Annotated in this window: 14 protein-coding genes and 1 pseudogene; 10 read left to right on the top strand and 5 right to left on the bottom strand. The window is 69.2% G+C overall.

What is annotated here, in order from left to right; translation table 11 throughout:
- Nucleotides 1-7 precede the first annotated feature (7 nt).
- Nucleotides 8-844, bottom strand: a complete 837-nt coding sequence (locus GQ57_RS01205; protein ID WP_034196815.1) for a c-type cytochrome — start codon at nt 842-844, stop codon at nt 8-10.
- 181 nt (nt 845-1,025) lie between these two features.
- Here GQ57_RS01205 and GQ57_RS42960 point away from each other — a divergent pair, with 181 nt between their 5' ends.
- Nucleotides 1,026-1,190: a hypothetical protein gene (locus tag GQ57_RS42960; RefSeq protein WP_160257496.1), complete on the top strand. Its 165-nt coding sequence runs from the start codon at nt 1,026-1,028 to the stop codon at nt 1,188-1,190.
- Nucleotides 1,191-1,221: 31 nt separating this feature from the next.
- Here the strand turns inward: GQ57_RS42960 and GQ57_RS01200 are convergent, their stop codons facing one another.
- Nucleotides 1,222-2,217 carry a LysR substrate-binding domain-containing protein gene (locus GQ57_RS01200; protein WP_034196814.1) on the bottom strand — a complete coding sequence of 332 codons (996 nt, stop codon included), beginning with the start codon at nt 2,215-2,217 and terminating at the stop codon, nt 1,222-1,224.
- 388 nt (nt 2,218-2,605) lie between these two features.
- On the opposite strand from GQ57_RS01200, the gene GQ57_RS42955 reads away from it, so the two are divergent.
- From GQ57_RS42955 to GQ57_RS01165, 8 genes are all read left to right on the top strand, one after another.
- Entirely contained in the window at nt 2,606-2,821 is a 216-nt protein-coding gene (locus GQ57_RS42955; RefSeq protein WP_160257495.1) for a hypothetical protein, read from the top strand.
- Nucleotides 2,818-4,233 (top strand): circularly permuted type 2 ATP-grasp protein, encoded by a 1,416-nt coding sequence (locus GQ57_RS01195; RefSeq protein ID WP_031401437.1) that lies wholly within the window; start codon nt 2,818-2,820, stop codon nt 4,231-4,233. The genes GQ57_RS42955 and GQ57_RS01195 overlap by 4 nt, the downstream gene beginning before the upstream one ends.
- 64 nt (nt 4,234-4,297) lie before the next feature.
- Nucleotides 4,298-5,239, top strand: a complete 942-nt coding sequence (locus GQ57_RS01190) for an alpha-E domain-containing protein (protein ID WP_031401436.1) — start codon at nt 4,298-4,300, stop codon at nt 5,237-5,239.
- Nucleotides 5,240-5,247: 8 nt separating this feature from the next.
- On the top strand, nt 5,248-6,225 hold the full coding sequence (locus GQ57_RS01185; protein ID WP_031401435.1) for a transglutaminase family protein: 978 nt from the start codon (nt 5,248-5,250) through the stop codon (nt 6,223-6,225).
- 93 nt (nt 6,226-6,318) lie between these two features.
- A complete protein-coding gene (locus GQ57_RS01180) occupies nt 6,319-9,732 on the top strand; it encodes a transglutaminase family protein (protein ID WP_031401434.1) in 3,414 nt (1,137 codons plus the stop codon).
- Between the two features lie 221 nt (nt 9,733-9,953).
- A complete protein-coding gene (locus tag GQ57_RS01175) occupies nt 9,954-12,569 on the top strand; it encodes a circularly permuted type 2 ATP-grasp protein (protein WP_034196813.1) in 2,616 nt (871 codons plus the stop codon).
- The gene (locus GQ57_RS01170; RefSeq protein ID WP_034196812.1) at nt 12,563-13,609 is read left to right on the top strand and encodes a transglutaminase family protein; all 1,047 of its coding nucleotides are present in this window, start codon (nt 12,563-12,565) and stop codon (nt 13,607-13,609) included. The genes GQ57_RS01175 and GQ57_RS01170 overlap by 7 nt, the downstream gene beginning before the upstream one ends.
- Nucleotides 13,610-13,841: 232 nt before the next feature.
- The gene (locus GQ57_RS01165) at nt 13,842-14,114 is read left to right on the top strand and encodes a hypothetical protein (protein WP_031401431.1); all 273 of its coding nucleotides are present in this window, start codon (nt 13,842-13,844) and stop codon (nt 14,112-14,114) included.
- A gap of 136 nt (nt 14,115-14,250) precedes the next feature.
- Here GQ57_RS01165 and GQ57_RS01160 read toward each other — a convergent pair whose 3' ends face one another.
- Both GQ57_RS01160 and pip read right to left on the bottom strand, forming a co-directional pair.
- Complete coding sequence (locus tag GQ57_RS01160) at nt 14,251-15,138, bottom strand: alpha/beta fold hydrolase (protein ID WP_200880648.1); 888 nt, start codon at nt 15,136-15,138, stop codon at nt 14,251-14,253.
- 174 nt (nt 15,139-15,312) lie between these two features.
- Complete coding sequence (gene pip, locus GQ57_RS01155; protein ID WP_031401429.1) at nt 15,313-16,245, bottom strand: prolyl aminopeptidase; 933 nt, start codon at nt 16,243-16,245, stop codon at nt 15,313-15,315.
- 320 nt (nt 16,246-16,565) lie between these two features.
- On the opposite strand from pip, the pseudogene GQ57_RS01150 reads away from it, so the two are divergent.
- Nucleotides 16,566-17,714, top strand: a pseudogene (locus tag GQ57_RS01150) (acyltransferase family protein); the annotation flags it as partial.
- Nucleotides 17,715-17,741: 27 nt separating this feature from the next.
- Here GQ57_RS01150 and GQ57_RS01145 read toward each other — a convergent pair.
- Complete coding sequence (locus GQ57_RS01145; protein WP_034196811.1) at nt 17,742-18,560, bottom strand: hypothetical protein; 819 nt, start codon at nt 18,558-18,560, stop codon at nt 17,742-17,744.
- Nucleotides 18,561-18,756 lie beyond the last annotated feature (196 nt).

Below are 18,756 nucleotides of genomic sequence, written 5' to 3'. Positions count from 1 at the left end.
TAGTTCGTCACTGGCCGGCCTTGCGCCGCGCCACATAGCCGAGATACGCGACGATCTGGTCGAGTTCCCGGTCGCTCAACTGGTCGGGCGGAAACGCCGGCATGCTGCGGCCCGGCCAGTCGCGCACCGACGCCGGGTTGCGGATGTAGCGGCGCAGCGCGGCGGGCTTGAAGTAGTCGACCGGATTCATCGGCGTGTTCAGGTCGGGGCCGGCGTGGCTGCTGCCCGCGCCGTCGAGGCGGTGGCACGCAAGACACTGCGTGACGAACAGGCGCTGGCCCACGCGGGCCGGATCGTCGGCGGGCAGCGCGGGATCGACGGCGAGCGACGGCCAGCGCGCGAGCGGCGACGATTCGAGCGTGATGCGCACGATCTGGAACGGCCACTGCTCGCCGCGCACCGACGCCGCATCCGGCCCGAGCCAGACCAGATAGAACGGCCCCGCGCTGACCTGCTTGCCGGGCAGCTTCGGCCACGGGTGGGCCGGATCCTCGATCGCGAGCCACGGGACGGCACGGGCCGGTGCGCGGCGGCGCACCAGATCCAGCGGTAGTTGGGCGGCGAACCCGTCGGCCGCGCGCGTTTCGAGCACGCCGTCGGCCGGCAGCGACGCGTCGCCGAGCAGCGCCGCGAACGGCACCGCGCGAAACGTCATCGGCCGCCCGTACGCAATGTCGCGGGGCACGCGGATGCTGGTTGCATCGGGGCGCGCGAGCAGCGTCTGCGGGGTGAGGGCGCGAGCCGTGCCGTCGGTCTCGAGTTCCAGCGTGGACTGGGCCGACGCACGTTGTCCGATCAGGCAGACCGTCAGCAGCAAAAGAGAAAACAGGCGACGCTTCAGCATTCGTTCTCCGTGGAGGGGGCGGTCCGGGCGATGACGCGGGGAGGCGTGCCGCTGCCGGAACGAGCCGGGCGTCAGTCTATACGGCCGGCGGCCCGAGTGCAGCGCCAGTCAGGCAAATCCGGCAGGGAGAGCGCCGGCCGATCTGCTCGGCGCATGGCTGGAGCGAATCGGCGTGGTCGCGATGATCGATTTCCTGGAGCGGAGGATCAAGAGGTCTGCGGGTGCAACGCGACTCGAGATGACCCTGGGCCGAGCCCCCGAGTTCGGCGACATGATCGAACCGATCGATGACCTCGTTGCATGCGGCGGGCTGGCCGTCGTCGACGAGCGCTTGTTCGGCGCATGACGGCCGGCGGGCGGATGAGGGCCGCGTCGCGTTACCGTGCGCCGCCCGATGATGCCCGTTTCACGATCCGCGCCGGCGCGGCCGCTTGCGCGGCGCCGGCGGCGCTTTCGACCGCCGCGCGCGGCCGGTTCATGATGTAGGTCCACAGTTGCTCGGCCGCGAGCCCGCGCTTCCGCGCCGAGCGATACAGGCGGATTTCGAGTTCGGTGATCCAGTCGCCGGACCCCGCGCACACGAGCGTGCCTTCCGCGAGTTCCTTCGCGACGCAGCTTTCCGGCAGCCAGCCGATCCCGTGCCCGGCCACGACCATGCCCTTCAACGCCTCGGACATGTGCGTCTCGAAGCACCGATGCAGCGCATACGGTTCGGTCGCGTTCAGCAGCAGCATCTCGACAATGTTGCCGAGAAACGCGCCCGACGAATACGCGAGCAGCGGCAGCGGCGCGTCGGGCGCGCCCGGCAGCTGAAATACGGGCTTGCCGAGCGCATCGGGCGTCGATACCGGCAGGATCCGCTCGACGCCGAGGTTGACGAACGGGAAGTGGTTCGGGTCGAGCACGATCGGCAACTGCGGATGGTGATAGCCGAGCAGCAGGTCGCATTCGCCTTCGACGAGATGCTGCACGCCTTCCGGCACGTTCACTGCGTTGACGCGCGCCGTCACGTGGCCGACTTCGCCGTTGAGCTGCTTGAGCCATTCGGGAAACAGCGTGAAGACCAGCGTGTGCGCGACCGCGAAACGCACGACCTGGTCGCTGGCCGCGAACTGGTCGTAGCCGTTCACGAGATTGCGCGCCGCATACATGCTGCGCAGGATGTCCGCGGCGAGCCCGCGAAACATCTGTCCGGCCGGCGTCAGCGCGATCGGGTTGATGCTGCGGTCGACCAGCTTCGCGTCCATCCAGGTTTCGAGGGCGGCGATTCGTCTGCTGAATGCAGACTGCGTGAGGTGCCGATTACGCGCGGCCCGGGAAAAACTTTTGGTATCCGCAAGGCTCAGGAAATCTTCCAGCCACTTTGCTTCCATTTCGATCGTCGCTTTTTATAGTCGGGCGCCAAAGAGGCGGCGCCGCTTCGCTGCACTAACGTTCTAGCGTACCGCGCCTCGCGCCGGTCGGGACGATGTTTTTTTTCGATGGGTTCCAGTCTAAATATGCATGGGCGTTGTCGGCGGGATTACGGTTGCTTAGGTTTGAGGTGCCGGACCCGGCTAACCGGACAGTTCATCGCGTCGAACTGCCGGCCAGGCCGCAGACGGTACTTCCCCCCAGGGTCGGTTGCGCCGTGCGCGTACCGGCCCGCCTCCCCATCCGTTCGTTCCGGTCGTCCGGTGCCCGGGCAGGCCGTTTTTTGTGCAGTGCAGATTGCATATTCGTGACACGCGGGGGAACTATGTTTGAAAGTCGCGGCGCAGCATGGACCGTGCGCAGCGGCGACGCACCGGCGTCGCCCGTCGTGCGGGGCGCTGCACCGTCGTGGTGCGCAATGCCGCCCGGGCGTGCCTGACGCGGCGCAAAAAAGGGGGGATTATCGAAGGGATCGCGCAAGGCACGTTCCTTGCGATGCAGTCAGTACGCCGGTCCGGCATGCGCAATGCCGGGGAAAACGATCGATGGAGAAAAGATCGATGAAGCCATTCGATGAAATGCTGCAATCCGGCGACATGGTAAGGGCGCCTTACGCGCGCCTGAAGCAGTGGCTCGACACGCAGAATCCCGCGAGCCTCGCCCAGAAAGCCCACGACGCGGAAGGCGTGTTCCGCAAGACGGGCATCACGTTCGCCGTCTACGGCGATTCGGAGGCCGCCGAGCGGCTGATTCCGTTCGACATCGTCCCGCGCATCATCTCGGGCGCGGAATGGAGCCGGCTGTCGCTCGGCATCGAGCAGCGCGTGATGGCGCTCAATGCGTTCCTCGACGACATCTATCATCGCCAGGAAATCGTGCGCGCGGGCATCGTGCCGAAGCACCTGATCGCGCACAACGAAGCGTTCATCCCGGAGATGATCGACTTCCGGCCGCCCGGAAACGTTTACACGCACATCATCGGCGTCGACATCGTGCGCACCGGCGAGAACGAGTTCTACGTGCTGGAAGACAACGCACGGACGCCGTCCGGCGTGTCGTACATGCTGGAAAACCGCGAGACGATGATGCAGCTCTTCCCGGAGCTGTTCCAGCAGGTGAAGGTGCGCCCGGTCGAGACCTATCCGCAGATGCTGCGCCAGTCGCTCGCGGCCGTGTGCCCGCCGGGCGGCAATGCGGACAACCCGACCGTCGCCGTGCTGACGCCCGGCATCCACAATTCGGCGTACTACGAGCATTCGTTCCTTGCCGACCAGATGGGCGTGCACCTCGTCGAGGGCAGCGACCTGCAGGTGATCGACGGCCGCGTCGCGATGCGCACGACCGAGGGCTTCCAGCCGATCGACGTGCTGTACCGGCGCGTCGACGACGCGTTCCTCGATCCGCTCACGTTCCGCCCCGATTCGGTGCTCGGCGTCGCGGGGATCATGGACGTCTACCGCGCGGGCAACATCACGATCGCGAACGCGCCCGGCACGGGCATCGCCGACGACAAGGCGATCTACTCGTACATGCCGGAGATCGTCGAGTTCTACACGGGCCGCAAGGCGCTGCTGGAGAACGTGCCGACCTGGCGCTGCGGCGAGGCCGACAGCCTGAAGTACGTGCTCGAGCATCTCGACGAACTGGTCGTGAAGGAAGTGCACGGCTCGGGCGGCTACGGGATGCTGGTCGGGCCGTGCGCGTCGAAGGCCGAGATCGAGGCGTTCTCCGCGAAGCTGCGCGCGCGCCCGGCGAACTACATCGCGCAACCGACGCTCGCGCTGTCCACCACGCCGATCCTGACCGAGGCCGGCCTCGCCCCGCGCCACGTCGACCTGCGGCCGTTCGTGCTGGTGTCGGACCGGATCCGCATCACGCCGGGCGGGCTCACGCGGGTCGCGCTGAAAGAGGGCTCGCTCGTCGTCAACTCGAGCCAGGGCGGCGGCACCAAGGACACCTGGGTGCTGGCCGACTGAGCCGGACGCTATCGCACGCGCCGTATCCGGCGCGCGAACCGAACGAAGACGGAGTGGACACGAGATGCTTCTGGGACGTACTGCAAGCGGTCTCTACTGGATGTACCGCTATATCGAGCGCGCTGAGAATATCGCGCGCATCGTCGATGCCGGGCTGCGGATGGCGCTCACGCGCACGTCCGACGCGCCGGCCGAATGGTCGTCGGTGCTCGTCAGCTCGGGCACCGACGACGGCTATCGGGAGAAATACGACGCATATGCGTCCGATACCGTAACCGACTACCTGCTGCGCGACCGGGACAACCCGTCGAGCGTGCTGGCGTGCATCGAGGCGGCGCGCTCGAACGCGCGGATGGTGCGCACGGCGCTCACGCGCGAGGCCTGGGAAAGCGTGAACGGCGCGTGGCTCGCGCTGCGCCGCGCGCTCGCGCAGCCGGTGCAGGAAAGCGAGCTGCCGGGCGTGCTCGACCAGGTGAAGCGCGAAACCGCGCTGATCCTGGGCAGCTTCTACAGCACGATGCTGCGCAACGAGATCTTCGATTTCGCGCAGATCGGCGCATTCATCGAGCGCGCGGACAACACCGCGCGGATCATCGACGTCAAATACCATCTGCTGCTGCCGTCGGTGTCGCACGTCGGCACGATCCTCGACAGCTACCAGTGGGAGACGATCCTGCGCTGCGTGGCCGCGCATCGTTCGTACCGCTGGGTGTACGACGTGCAGTACAAGCCGCTGAACATCGCCGACTACCTGATCCTGAACGGCCGCATGCCGCGATCGCTGCGCTATTGCTACGGACGCGTCGTGTCGAGCCTGAACCTGCTCGCGAAGGATTATGGCGTGACACATCCGTGTCACGACACGGCCGCGAAGATCCTGCAGATGCTGTCCGACACCTCGGTCGAGCGGATCTTCAAGAGCGGCCTGCACGAGTTCCTGACCGACTTCATCGGCCGCAACAACAGCCTCGGGCTCGAAATCGCCCAGGCTTACAACTTCGACTGAGACTTGCCATGCGACTCGCCATCCGACACATCTCGCGTTATCAGTTCGACGATCAAGCCACCCATGCGCTGCAACGGCTGCGGCTGCGCCCGCAGTCGGGCCCCGGGCAGACGGTGCGCGCGTGGCAGGTGACGATCGACGGCGTCGAGCCGACGCTGTCGTACGCCGACGGGCTCGGCAACCGGATCGACCTGGTGCGGCACGACCGCGGCGCGAAGGCCGAGATCGTCGTCATTGCGGCCGGCGTCGTCGAGACGCAGGACCGCGCGGGCATAGTCGGCAATCCTGAAGGCTATGCGCCGCCGTGGATCTTCGAGCGCGAGACCGCGCTGACGAAAGCGGGCGACATCGTGCGCGCGCTCGCCGAGGCGCTGCCGATCGATCCGCGCGGTCTCGACGCGCTGCACTGGCTGATGACCGAGGTGCACGGCCGCATCGCATACGCGCCGAACCTGGCCGCCGACGCGCCCGTCGACGCCGAAACCGCGCTGGAAAGCGGCGAGGGCACGAGCCGCGACCACGCGCATGCGTTCATCGCGGCGGCACGCGCATTGAAGATTCCCGCGCGCTATATCTCCGGCTACGTGCTCGCCGACAGCGCGATGCAGCGCATCGCCGACGCGAAGCAGAACGCGGGCGACGAAGGCGAGGAGGAGGCGCTCGCGCTGCAGAGCGGCGAGGGGATGCAGCAGGCGCTCGGCGCGTCGCATGCCGCCCAGTCGCAGGGGCAGGCGCAGGCGGCGCTCGGCGGGCAGACGCAAGCCGCCGCGCTGATGCAGCAGCCGGCCGGCCATGCGTGGGCGGAGGCCTATGTCGAAGGGCTCGGCTGGGTCGGGTTCGATCCGTTCATGAACCGCTGCCCGGACGAGCGCTACGTGCGCATCGCGGTCGGCCTCGATTATCGCGACGCGCAGCCGGTGACGGGGCTCGGCGCGACCGCCGTCGGCATCGAGATCAGCGTCGTGCAGTCGCCGGAACTCGTCTGACCCGACGCGCGCTTTCGCCGAATCCGCCATGCCGGGCCGCCGCGTCGCACGCGACGCGGCGTGCGCGGCCGGCTCAACCCGAACCGAGCTCTCATGTCCATCCACGTCGCGCTGCACCACACCACCCGCTATCGCTACGACCAGCTCGTCAACCTCGGCCCGCAGGTCGTACGGCTGCGGCCCGCGCCGCATTGCCGGACGCCGATCCTCGCGTATTCGATGACGGTCGAACCCGCGCTGCACTTCATCAACTGGCAGCAGGACCCGTTCTCGAACTATCTCGCGCGGCTCGTGTTTCCCGAACGCACCGAGCACTTCGAGATCACGATCGACCTCGTCGCCGAGATGTCGGTGTACAACCCGTTCGACTTCTTTCTCGAAGCCAGCGCGGAGCAGTATCCGTTCAGCTATGACGACGCGCTGAAGACCGAGCTTGCGCCGTATCTCGCGCGCGATCCGCAGACGAGCGCGTCGCCGCTGTTCCGGACGTATCTCGACGGCGTCGACCGTACGCCGGCGGCCACGGTGGATTTCCTCGTCGCGCTGAACCAGCAGCTGCAGCGCGACATCGGCTATCTCGTGCGGATGGAGCCGGGCGTGCAGACGCCGGAGCAGACGCTCGAGCTCGCGTCGGGTTCGTGCCGCGACAGCGCGTGGCTGCTCGTGCAGCTGTGCCGCCATCTCGGCATCGCCGCGCGTTTCGTGTCGGGCTACCTGATCCAGCTCACGCCCGACGTGAAGTCGCTCGACGGCCCGAGCGGCACGTCGGTCGACTTCACCGACCTGCACGCGTGGTGCGAGGTCTACCTGCCGGGCGCGGGCTGGATCGGCTTCGATCCGACCTCGGGCCTGCTCGCCGGCGAAGGCCACATTCCGCTCGCCTGCACGCCGCAGCCAACCAGCGCCGCGCCGGTCGAGGGGCTGATCGACGAATGCGAAGTGGCGTTCGAGCACGAGATGTCCGTGACGCGCGTGTACGAATCGCCGCGCGTGACGAAGCCGTATACGGAATCGCAATGGGACGCGGTGCGCGCGCTCGGCACGCAGGTCGACGGCGCGTTGGCGGCCGGCGACGTGCGGCTCACGCAGGGCGGCGAGCCGACCTTCGTGTCGATCGACGATCGCGACGGCGCGGAGTGGAACACCGATGCGCTCGGCCCGACCAAGCGCGGCTACGCGACCGAACTCGTGCAGCGGCTGCGCGCCGAATACGGCGACGGCGGCTTCCTGCATTTCGGGCAGGGCAAGTGGTATCCGGGCGAGCAACTGCCGCGCTGGGCGCTGTCGATCTTCTGGCGCGCGGACGGCCAGCCCGTGTGGCACGACCCGTCGCTGTTCGCCGACGAGCGCGAGCCTTCCGCGTATACGACCGACGACGCGAAGCGCTTCATCGATGCGCTCGCCGCGCGGCTGCACCTGACCGACGAATTCATCCGGCCCGGCTACGAGGATGTCTGGTACTACCTGTGGCGCGAGCGCCGGCTGCCGGTCAACGTCGATCCGTTCGACTCGCGCCTCGACGACGAGCTCGAACGCGCGCGGCTGCGCAAGGTGTTCGAGCAGCACCTCGACAGCGTGGTCGGCTACGTGCTGCCGGTGAAGCGCACGGACGACGCGCCGGGCCTGGACGGGCCGCGCTGGCAGACAGGCCCGTGGTTCTTCCGCGACGAGCGCATGTACCTCGTGCCCGGCGATTCGCCGATGGGCTATCGGCTGCCGCTCGATTCGCTGCCGTGGGCCAGCCGCGCCGACTATCCGTACCTGGCCGAGCGCGACCCGTTCGCGCCGCGCACCGCGCTGCCGGACGCCGCCGCGATCCGCGCGCGCTATGCGGGCCCGGCCGACGCGCCGCGCTACCTGTCCGGCGTGCATCGCGAAGCGGCCGCGCAGACCGTGATGCAATGGCGGGACGACGGCGCGGCCGCGAGCAGGCGGGCCGCCTCGCACGACCCGCGGCGCCAGCCGGAGCGTTTCGAATCGGCCGCATGGATCACCCGCACCGCGCTGTGCGTCGAAGTGCGCAACGGCATCCTGTACCTGTTCATGCCGCCGCTCGCCGCGCTCGAGGATTATCTCGACCTGCTCGGCGCGATCGAGCTGACCGCGCACGCGCTCGGCGTGAAGCTCGTGCTCGAAGGCTATCCGCCGCCGCGCGACGCGCGGCTGAAGGTGCTGCAGGTGACGCCCGATCCGGGCGTGATCGAGGTGAACATCCATCCGGCCACGAACTTCGACGAACTCGTCGATCACACCGAATTCCTGTACGACGCCGCCTGGCAGTCGCGGCTGTGCAGCGAGAAGTTCATGGTCGACGGCCGCCACGTCGGCACGGGCGGCGGCAACCACTTCGTGCTCGGCGGCGCGACGCCGGCCGACAGCCCGTTCCTGCGCCGCCCGGACCTGCTGGCGAGCCTGGTGGCGTACTGGCACAACCATCCGTCGCTGTCCTACCTGTTCTCGGGGCTGTTCATCGGGCCGACGAGCCAGGCGCCGCGCGTCGACGAGGCGCGCAACGACCAGCTCTACGAACTCGACATCGCATTCGCGGAGATCCAGCGCAACAAGCTGCTGTTCGGGCAGGACATGCCGCCATGGCTCGTCGACCGCGTGCTGCGCAACCTGCTGGTCGACGTGACCGGCAACACGCACCGCAGCGAATTCTGCATCGACAAGCTGTATTCGCCCGATTCGTCCACCGGCCGGCTCGGCCTGCTCGAACTGCGCGCGTTCGAGATGCCGCCGCATGCGCGGATGAGCGTCGTGCAGCAACTGCTGCTGCGCGCGCTGGTCGCCCGCTTCTGGGCCGCCCCGTACACGACTCCGCTCACGCGCTGGGGCACCGCGCTGCACGACCGTTTCATGCTGCCCGCGTTTCTCCAGATGGATTTCGACGACGTGCTGGCCGAACTGCGCGATGCCGGGTTCGCGTTCGATCCGGCGTGGTTCGCGCCGCATTTCGAATTCCGCTTCCCGCTGTTCGGCCAGATCGCGGTGAACGGCATGCAGTTGTCGCTGCGCGGCGCGCTGGAGCCGTGGCACGTGATGGGCGAAGAGGGCGCGACCGGCGGCACGGTGCGCTACGTCGATTCGTCGGTCGAACGGCTCGAAGTGCGCGTGACGGGGCTGAACGACAACCGCCACGTGGTGACGGTCAACGGCCGCGCGCTGCCGCTGCAGCCGACCGGCACCGTCGGCGAGTACGTCGCCGGCGTGCGCTACAAGGCATGGTCGCCGCCGTCCGCGCTGCATCCGACCATCGGCGTGCATGCGCCGCTGACGTTCGACATCGTCGATACGTGGCTGCAGCGCTCGCTCGGCGGCTGCCGTTACCACGTCGCGCATCCGGGCGGTCGCAACTACGCGACGTTCCCGGTCAATGCGTACGAGGCCGAGAGCCGGCGGCTCGCGCGCTTCGTCGAGATGGGGCATACGCCGGGGCGGATGACGGTCGCGGCGGCCGCGCCGAGCCGCGAGTTCCCGTTCACGCTCGACCTGCGGCGGCCTTGAGCGGACGATGAAGGGACGAATGACGATGCACGGTGTGCGGTACCCGGGCGCGCCGGCTGCTGGCGGCCCCGCCGGAATGCTAGGATGCGGGCAGATTGCGGCCGCGCGCCGTGCGCCGCGGCTCGCCATCGGCGCGGCGGCGCGCGTGCGCGCCCGCCCCCTGACGACGGAACGACATCGTGCCGCCCATTGACTTAGATCATCTCGCCGCTCCCGACGCGATGCCCACGCTTTTCGATACCGGCACGCAGCCGGACGCCGCTGAACTGGCCGCCGCGCTTGCGGCGCCGGCGGCCGCCGGCCGTTACGACGAACTGCGCGGCAGCGCGGCGGGCCTGAACGCGCCCGCGCTCGCACCCGCGTGGCGCAGCTTTTTCACATCGATCGGCAGCGACGGCGTGGCCGACCTCGATCGCCGCGCCGATTCGCTGCACCGGCGCATGCGCGAGAACGGGCTGTTCTACCAGCTCCACGAGCAGCGCGCCGGCGACGGCGCGGTCGGCCCGTGGTCGCTCGACCTGCTGCCGCTGATCGTCACGCCCGAGGACTGGGTCGCGATCGAGCGCGGCGTGCTGCAGCGCGTGCGGCTGCTCAACGCGACGCTGGCCGACCTGTACGGGCCGCAGACGATCCTCGAACGCGGGCTGTTGCCGCCCGCGCTCGTCACCGGGCATCCCGGCTACCTGCGCGCGATGCGCGGCGCGTGCGTGCCGGGCGATACGTGGCTGCACGTCGTCGCGTTCGATCTCGCGCGCGGCCCGGACGGTCAGTGGCGGATCGTCGCGCAGCACACGCAGGGCGCGGCGGGGCTCGGCTACCTGCTGGAAAACCGGCTGATCGTGTCGCGGCTCTTTCCGCGCGGGTTTCGCGGGCTGCGCGTGCAGCGGCTCGCGTCCGCCTACCGCGCGCTGCTGCAGAGCATGCAGGCGCTCAGCCCGGCCGCGCGGAACTCGCGGATCGTGCTGCTGACGCCGGGGCCGCACAGCGCGACCTATTTCGAGCACGCGTATCTCGCCCGCTACCTCGGCCTCACGCTGGTCGAGGGCGGCGACCTGACCGCGCGCGACAACCGCGTGTTCCTGAAGACGCTGGGCGGGCTCGAACCCGTGCACGGGATCCTGCGGCGCGTCGACGACGCATGGCTCGATCCGCTCGAACTGCGGCCCGATTCGATGCTCGGCGTGCCGGGGCTGCTGCAGGCCGTGCGCGCGGGCAACGTGCTGCTCGCGAATGCGCCGGGCTCGAGCTTCCTCGAATCGCCGGCCATGCTCGGCTTCATGCCGCGCCTGGCGGAAGGGCTGCTCGGCGAAACGCTGACGCTGCCGGCCCTGCATTCGTGGTGGTGCGGCGAGACGGCCGCGTGCGAGGACGCGCTGCCGCAGCTCGCGCGCGGCATCGTGAAACCGACCTATCCGCCCGACGTGCAGGCCGGCGGCTCGTTCGAGCCGGTGATCGGCGCGCGGCTCACGCAGGCGCAGCTCGCCGAGTGGCGCGCGCGGATCCTCGCGAGGCCGGAACACTACACGGTGCAGGCCGATCTGCCGCTGTCGCAGGCGCCGACCTGGCCGCGCCAGGACGCACCCGACGGCAACGGCGTCAACGGCAGCGCGCGCATCGTGCCGAAGCCGCTGCTGCTGCGCGTCTTCGCGCTCGCCGACGGTGAGCAGCGCTGGCGGCTCCTGCCGGGCGGCCTGTCGCGGGTCGGTACGCGCGACACGCTGTTCAACGCGCCGATGCCGCGCGGCGGCAGCACCGTCGATACCTGGGTGATGACCGAAGGCATCGTCGATTCGACGACGCTGCTGCAGACACACCTCGGCCCCGACGATCTCGTCGAGCGGCCGCGCGCGATCGCGAGTCGCGCGGCCGAGAACCTGTTCTGGCTCGGCCGCTACACCGAACGCGCGACCAACCTGATGCGCCTCGCGCGCGCGGCGCTCGAACGGCTGCGCGGCGAGGACGACGTCGACAGCCCCGCGCACCTGGAACTGATCGACACGCTGTGCCGGGACACGGGGCTGGTCGCGGCCGATGCGCCGAATGCCGTCCATGCGCCGCGCGCGTTCCAGCACGCGCTCGCGACGTCGCTGACGCGCGGCGCCGATCGCACGTCGGGCATTGCATCGTGCCTGTTCGGGATGCGCGGCGCGGCAGCCGCGATCCGCGAGCGGCTGTCGAGCGACCAGTGGCGGTTGATCGACGACGCGACGCAACTGTTCGCGGACAGCGCCGACCATCCGGAAGCGGAAGAGCAGCTCGGCAACGAGGCGCTGCAGTTGCTCGGCCGCCTCGGCCTGTTGCTCGGCGCGATCACCGGCGCGCAGACCGACAACATGACGCGCGACGACGGCTGGCGGCTGCTGTCGATCGGCCGGCAGATCGACCGGCTGGATTTCCTCTGCAGCGTGCTGCGGTTCGCGTTCGAGGAGGGCGCCGTGCACCGGCAGGACGGTTTCGAGCTGGTGCTGGAGCTGTTCGACAGCTCGATTACGTTCCGCTCGCGCTTCCAGCGCGGTTTCGACGTCGCGCCGCTGCTGTCGCTCGTCGTGCTCGATACCGACAATCCGCACTCGCTCGGGTGGGTCGTGCAGGCCATGCGCAGCCGCCTGACGAAGGTGGAGCGCAGCGAAGGCTATGCGCTGTCCGAGCTGGCCGAGACGATCCCGGACGTGCCGGCGTGGTCGCTGCACGAGCTGTGCGAGACCGACGAAGGCGGCCGGCACGACCGGCTGCTCGACGCGCTCGATAAGACGACGAGGGCGGTCTGGGAGCTGTCGAACCGGATCGGCGAACGCTATTTCAGCCACGTGCGCGAGGCGGGCAGGACACTATGGTGACGACGAAAGGTGCGGCAAAAATGCCGTCCGGTGCGGCCAACGCGCGACCGGCATCGGCACCGGCACCGGCCGCGGCGGCCGTCGCCGCGCCCGCGCCGGGCCGGTTGCTGCGCGTGACGCACGATACCGAATACCGTTATGCGGCGCGCGTCGAATCGGCGCAGCACCAGGCTCGCCTGCAGCCGCTCGTGACGCCGCGCCAGCAGGTGCTGTCGTTCGCGCTCGACATCGAGCCCGCGCCGGAGTCGGTCTGCACCGAGATCGATGCGTTCGGCAACGCGCGCGCGTCGTTCGCGCTGAACCTGGCGCACGACGCGCTGCTCGTGCGCAGCCGCAGCACGGTGTGCGTGACGCCGCCCGTGTGGTCGCTCGGTGCGCGCGGCGAGCCGCCGCCCGCGATCGCGCGGCCGGACGCGGCGCATGCGACCGCGTGGGAAGCCGTGCGCGACCGCCTGCGGTTCCGCGCGGGGCAGCCTTACGATGCGGCGAGCGAATTCGTGTTCACGTCGCCGCATGTCGCGTGCGATCCCGAGCTCGCCGCGTATGCGGCCGCGAGCTTCACGCCGCAGCGGCCGCTCGTGCAGGCCGCATGGGACCTGATGCGGCGCGTGCACGCCGACTTTGCGTATACGCCGAACAGCACCGACATCACGACGTCGGCGCTCGACGCGCTGCGCTTGCGCAAGGGCGTCTGCCAGGATTTCGCGCACGTGATGATCGGCGCGCTGCGCTCGCTCGGGCTGGCCGCGCGTTACGTGAGCGGTTATCTGCTGACGCAGCCGCCGCCCGGGCAGCCGCGGCTGATCGGTGCGGATGCTTCTCATGCGTGGGTCGCGGTGTACGATCCGGCGTGGCCCGAGGACGACGGCTGGCTGCAGCTCGACCCGACCAACGACCGCGCGCCCGGCGACGACTACGTGATGCTGTCGATCGGCCGCGACTATGCGGACGTGACGCCGTTGCGCGGCGTGATTCGCGGCGGCGGCGCGGATCAGGAGCTGAAGGTCGGCGTGACGGTCGAGCCGCTCGATGCTGATTGAGGTTGCCTGACGCCGCGCGCCGGCGCCGGTTCGTCGACGCCGGATGCGGCATGCACGGTCGCGCTTGCCGCCGTGGCGGCCTCTTTAAGTCTTCGTTAATACTGCGGGCCTAGCATGGTGATGCCGGCGAGCGGATCGGACCCCGGTCCGGCGCCGGCGGCATGCGCGGGTGCGCCGGCGTCACGGCGGCGCGCTGTCGCGCATCGACATTCTCTGGCAACGGCGGCAGACCATGATCAAGCACTTCGACTACCGGCTCGGCAGCGACACGATTGCGCTTTGCGCGAGCTTCGGCGCGGGGCCGGCGCTGCGCCGCGTGCTCGTGAGCCGTGCGGATTCGATGGAGACGCTGGTGGTGCTCGACGCGCGCGGCCTGTCGGGCTTGCTGAAGGTGGCGACCGAAGCGCCGGAAGGGCTGCTCGACGACGCGATCCGCAAGGTCGGCGACGAGCAGCTCGTCGAGCGGGCGATTCGCGGCAGGACGATCGTCGAAGCCGCGTTGTGATGCCCGGCGAGCCGGATCGGGCCGTGCACCCGTGGCGTCGCTCGACCGTACGCCGCACGCGGTGCGGCATCCGGCGATCGCACGGCATCGTCGCGCGGGGGGCGGCACCCGCCGCGCGCGGTCCGTGCCGGGCCGATCACGACGCGAGAAAGTCGAGCAGGACGGCCGCAAGCTGTTCCGGCTGCTCCTCGGCGGGATAGTGGCCGGAATCGCGCAGCACGACCCCGCGCACGTTCGACGCGACCTGCTCCATGGTGGCTTTCGCCCCTTCGCCATAGCCGAATTCGCATCCGACGGCGAGGACGGGCATGTCGAGTTTCCTTTCTCCGAACGTCTTGTTGTCGTCGCGATCGACGAACAGCGTGCGGTAGTAGCTGAAGCTTGCGCGCAGCGCGCCGGGTTGGGCGAGCGCCTTCGCATAGACGTCGATGTCCGCTTCGGAGATGGACTCGGGATCGACGGTGCCTACCGTGTCGCGTCGGACGAAGTGGCGGACGAACAGGGCTTCGCGGCCGCTCACCAGCGCCTCGGAAATATCCCCAGCCATGTTGAAGCCGAAGTGCCAGCTGCCGCCGGTGGCCACGTTCATCGCCTTTTCCTGGCCGAAGCCGGGCAGGCCGCTTTCGATGAAGACGAACCGCTCCGCGAGTCGCGGATACTGTGCCGCGAACGCGTAGCCGACCTGGCCGCCCATGTCGTGTCCGACGATGCAGGCCGTGTCGATCTGCAGCGCATGCAGCAACGCGGCGATGTCGCTGGCGACGGTTTTCTTGTCATAGCCTGCCGCGGGCTTGCCGGAGTGGCCGAATCCGCGCAGATCGGGGGCAATGACGCGGCAGTGCGGCGCCAGCAACGGCATGAGCTTGCGCCACGCGTACGACGTCTGCGGCCAGCCGTGCAGCAGCACGACGGCCCGGCCGGCGCCGGCCACCCTCGCATGAATGCGCACGCCGTTCACGCGGACGGCCAGCGATCTGGCCGCGGCGGGGTCGAGTCTCTCGTCGTGGGGTTCTGTCAGGTTCAACGCCATGAATCCGCCTTCGTAATGGAAAGAGTGTTCGACGTGTGTGCCGTCCGACAAGACGCGGTCCCGCCCGGCGTCCCGCGCGCGGGACATCCGGCTGGCGTGATGGAGTGACGGCGGGAAGGCGCGAGCCGGATCGGCCGGCTCGCGAGCGACGCTGCGTGGCAGCGTGCTCTAGTTCGCGAACCGGTCGGTTGCCGCGACGAGCGCCTCGAGGATGCCCGGCTCGTTGTACGCGTGCCCGGCGCCCGGCACGATCTCGAAGGTCGCGTCCGGCCATGCCTTCGACAGATCCCATGCGGTACGCGCGGGCGTCGCGACGTCGTAGCGGCCCTGCACGATCGCGCCCGGGATGCCGGCGAGGCGATGCGCGTCGCGCAGCAACTGGCCTTCCTCGACGAAGCCGTCGTTCACGAAGTAGTGGTTCTCGATCCGCGCGAACGCCAGCGCGTAGTGGCCGTCCGCGAAGTGCGCGGCGAGCGCCGGATTGGGCAGCAGCGTGATCGTGCGGCCTTCCCAGATGCTCCACGCGCGCGCGGCTTCGAGCTTCGCGGCCTCGTCGTCGCCGGTCAGCCGGCGATGGTAGGCGGCGATCAGGTCGCCGCGCTCGGCTTCCGGAATCGGCGCAAGGAATGCTTCCCACAGATCGGGGAACAGCCACGACGCGCCTTCCTGGTAGTACCACAGCAGCTCCTCGCGGCGCATCGTGAAGATGCCGCGCACGACCAGCGCGCTCACGCGCTCGGGGTGCGTCTCCGCGTACGCGATCGACAGCGCGCTGCCCCACGAGCCGCCGAACACGAGCCATTTTTCCGCGCCGACCATCTCGCGCAGGCGCTCGATATCGGCAACCAGATGCCACGTCGTGTTGTTCTCGAGGCTCGCATGCGGCGTCGAGCGCCCGCAGCCGCGCTGATCGAACAGCAGGATGTCGTAGCGCGCGGGATCGAACAGGCGGCGATGATCGGGGCTGCAGCCGGCGCCGGGGCCGCCATGCAGGAACACGGCGGGCTTGCCGGCCGGATTGCCGCAGCGTTCCCAGTAAATGCGATGGCCGTCGCCGGTGTCGAGGTGGCCGTGGGCGTAAGGTTCGATCGGTGGGTACACAGTCAGGCTCCGGGTGAGGGGGCGACAGGAATAGGACGAAGCGCGGGCCGGTGTGCGGGCGCTTGCTGACGGGACTGCGGCGCCGCAAGAATCGTTGCGCAGGCATCGGACCGGCTGCCGCCGGACAAGGCTTGTCATTATGCCCATTTGCCGCCGCGCACGTCGGCTCGTGATCGCGTGTGCGGCCGGCGGCGTCGCCCCGGCATTTTTGAAGCAATTTCGTTCCGATATTTTTCGTCGAGAATCCCGGCGGCAGACCGGCGTGCCGACGCGGCGGCGCCGGTCTGCCGCCCCTCCACCGTGCCAGCGGAAACCAGCCGATGAACCATCGCGTCACGCAGTTGACCGGGTTGCGCGCCGTCGCGGTGTCGATGGTGGTGGTCGGGCACGCCGAACACGTGCTGCCCGGCGGCTATACGGGCCCGTACGCGCCGTTGCGGCTGATCGCCGACGGGCGGCTCGGCGTGCTGATCTTCTTCGTCCTCAGCGGCTTCCTGATCACCGGCGTGCTGCGCGCCGAGTTCGCGCGCACCGGCGGCATCGCGCTCGGGCCGTTCTACGTGCGCCGCGCGCTGAGGATCTGGCCGGCCTGCTACGTCTACCTCGCGGCGGTCGCGATCGCGGCCTGCGCGGGCGGGTTCGACGTCGACCGCCGGCAGTGGCTGTACGCCGCGCTGCACCTGTGGAATTACTCGGCGTGGTTCGGCCTGAGCGGCGACAACGCACTGCATCCGGACGGCGCGTGGTATCTCGGCCATTTCTGGTCGCTCGCGCTCGAAGAGCAGTTCTACTGGTTCTGGCCGCTGCTGTTCGTGTCCGGCATGCGCCGCGGCGGCACGCGCTGGCTGGCCGCGCTGATCCTGCTCGTGCCGCTGGTGCGCGCCGTCACGTATTTCGCCGCGCCGGCGCTGCGCGGGCAGCTCGGGATGATGCTCCACACGGGCGTCGATCCGATCCTGATCGGCTGTTATGCGTCGCTCAACCGCGAACGGCTCGAAGCGTGGATCGGCTCGTGGCGCGGCGAGGCGCGCATCGTGACGGCGATCGTCCTGCTCGTGCTGTTCGGCATGCCGCTCGCCGAGCATCGGCTCGGCGGTTTCTGGAATGCGACCTACGGCGTGACGCTCGAAGCCGCGCTGATCGCGATCGTGATCGTCGTGCTGAATTTCCGTGACGAATTCTGGTGCGCGCGCTGGCTGCGCGCGCGGCCGGTGGTGTTCGTCGGCACGATCTCGTTCAGCCTGTATCTGTGGCAGCAGCCGTTCGCGAACCCGGGCCTGCCGATCGCGCATGCGTTTCCGCTCGGCATCGTGTGGGCGTTGCTGGCCGCGACGGCCAGCTACTTCTTCGTCGAGAAGCCGTTCCTGCGGCTGAAGGACCGCCATGCGGCACGCGAGGCGCGGCGCGTGCGCGGCGACGCGCCGCGCATGCCGGCGCGGGGCGTCGCGACCGGGCCGAAGGTGTCGGAGCAGGTGGAGCAGGCGGGCGGCGCGGCCTTACTTGAAGCGCTTCAACGCGGCGGGCGAATACCAGAAGTTCCGGAACATATCGATCCCGTATGACTTGCCGTCGTAGCGGACGATCGTGCGCGCGGTGCGCGTGCCCGTATCCGAGTAGTTGCCGTCCTTGCGCTGCGTCTTCGTGACATGCGCCGTGATCGACAGGTCGGCGAAGCCGCGGGTCGAGGTTTTCTCGACGGCGATCGTCATGCGGGCCGCTTCGCTGCTCGCGTCGCCGACGCCCGGGCCGCAGGCTTCGCCCTCCACGCTGACCCACCCGGACAGGTTGGTGCCGAACACCGGACGGATGCGGGCGCCGTCGCGCACCCACAGTGTCAGTTCGTCACTGGCGTCCGCATCGGGGCAGCTCGCGCCGCGCGCGCTGCTCATGAACACCACGCCGAACGCGCGCACGTCGGGCGACAGCCGGTACGGCGCGGTATCGATGCGATAGCTGTGCTCGCCGATTTCCGTCGTCGCATCTTCTTCGATCACCTTCCGCTCGGCCGCCACGACCTTGCCGCCCTCGATCAGTGCGACCACCTGCAGCTTGTCGCTTTCGTCCGGGTTCCTGCCTTTCGGCAGCGAATCGAACGCGACGGCCGCGATCGTCGTTTCAGGCGCGTTCGGCATGACCTTGCATGCCGACGCAACGACGAGCCGGTCCGCATCGCGTGTCGCGATGCGTGCGCTCGCGATGCCGGCCCAGCGGGCGATGGCCGTGACGGTATCGTCGGGGCAAGGCTGGCTGTCGGCGGCATGAACCACAGGGGCGGCGGCGAGTGCCAGCAGCGGGGCAAAGCGAAGGACGTTCATGGTGACGATGGCTGGTTTTTTCTCGGATTGTCGTGGAAGGGGCTTGCGAACACGCGCGGACAACGGCGTACAGCGACCGTTGCCGCGTTCGACGTCGTACGGGCCGCGACCGGTTTCGGGCCCGCTTCACGAGGCTCGCGCGGCTCCCGTTTCGCCGGGCAACCGTGGACGGACGCGCGCGACACCCGCAGGCCAA

The organism is Burkholderia sp. MSh2 (genome assembly GCF_000731655.1).
In the GTDB taxonomy this organism is placed as follows: Bacteria; Pseudomonadota; Gammaproteobacteria; order Burkholderiales; family Burkholderiaceae; genus Burkholderia; species Burkholderia paludis.
The sequence above is the reverse complement of the archived record's forward strand: the minus strand, read 5'-3'. Positions and strand labels throughout refer to the sequence as shown.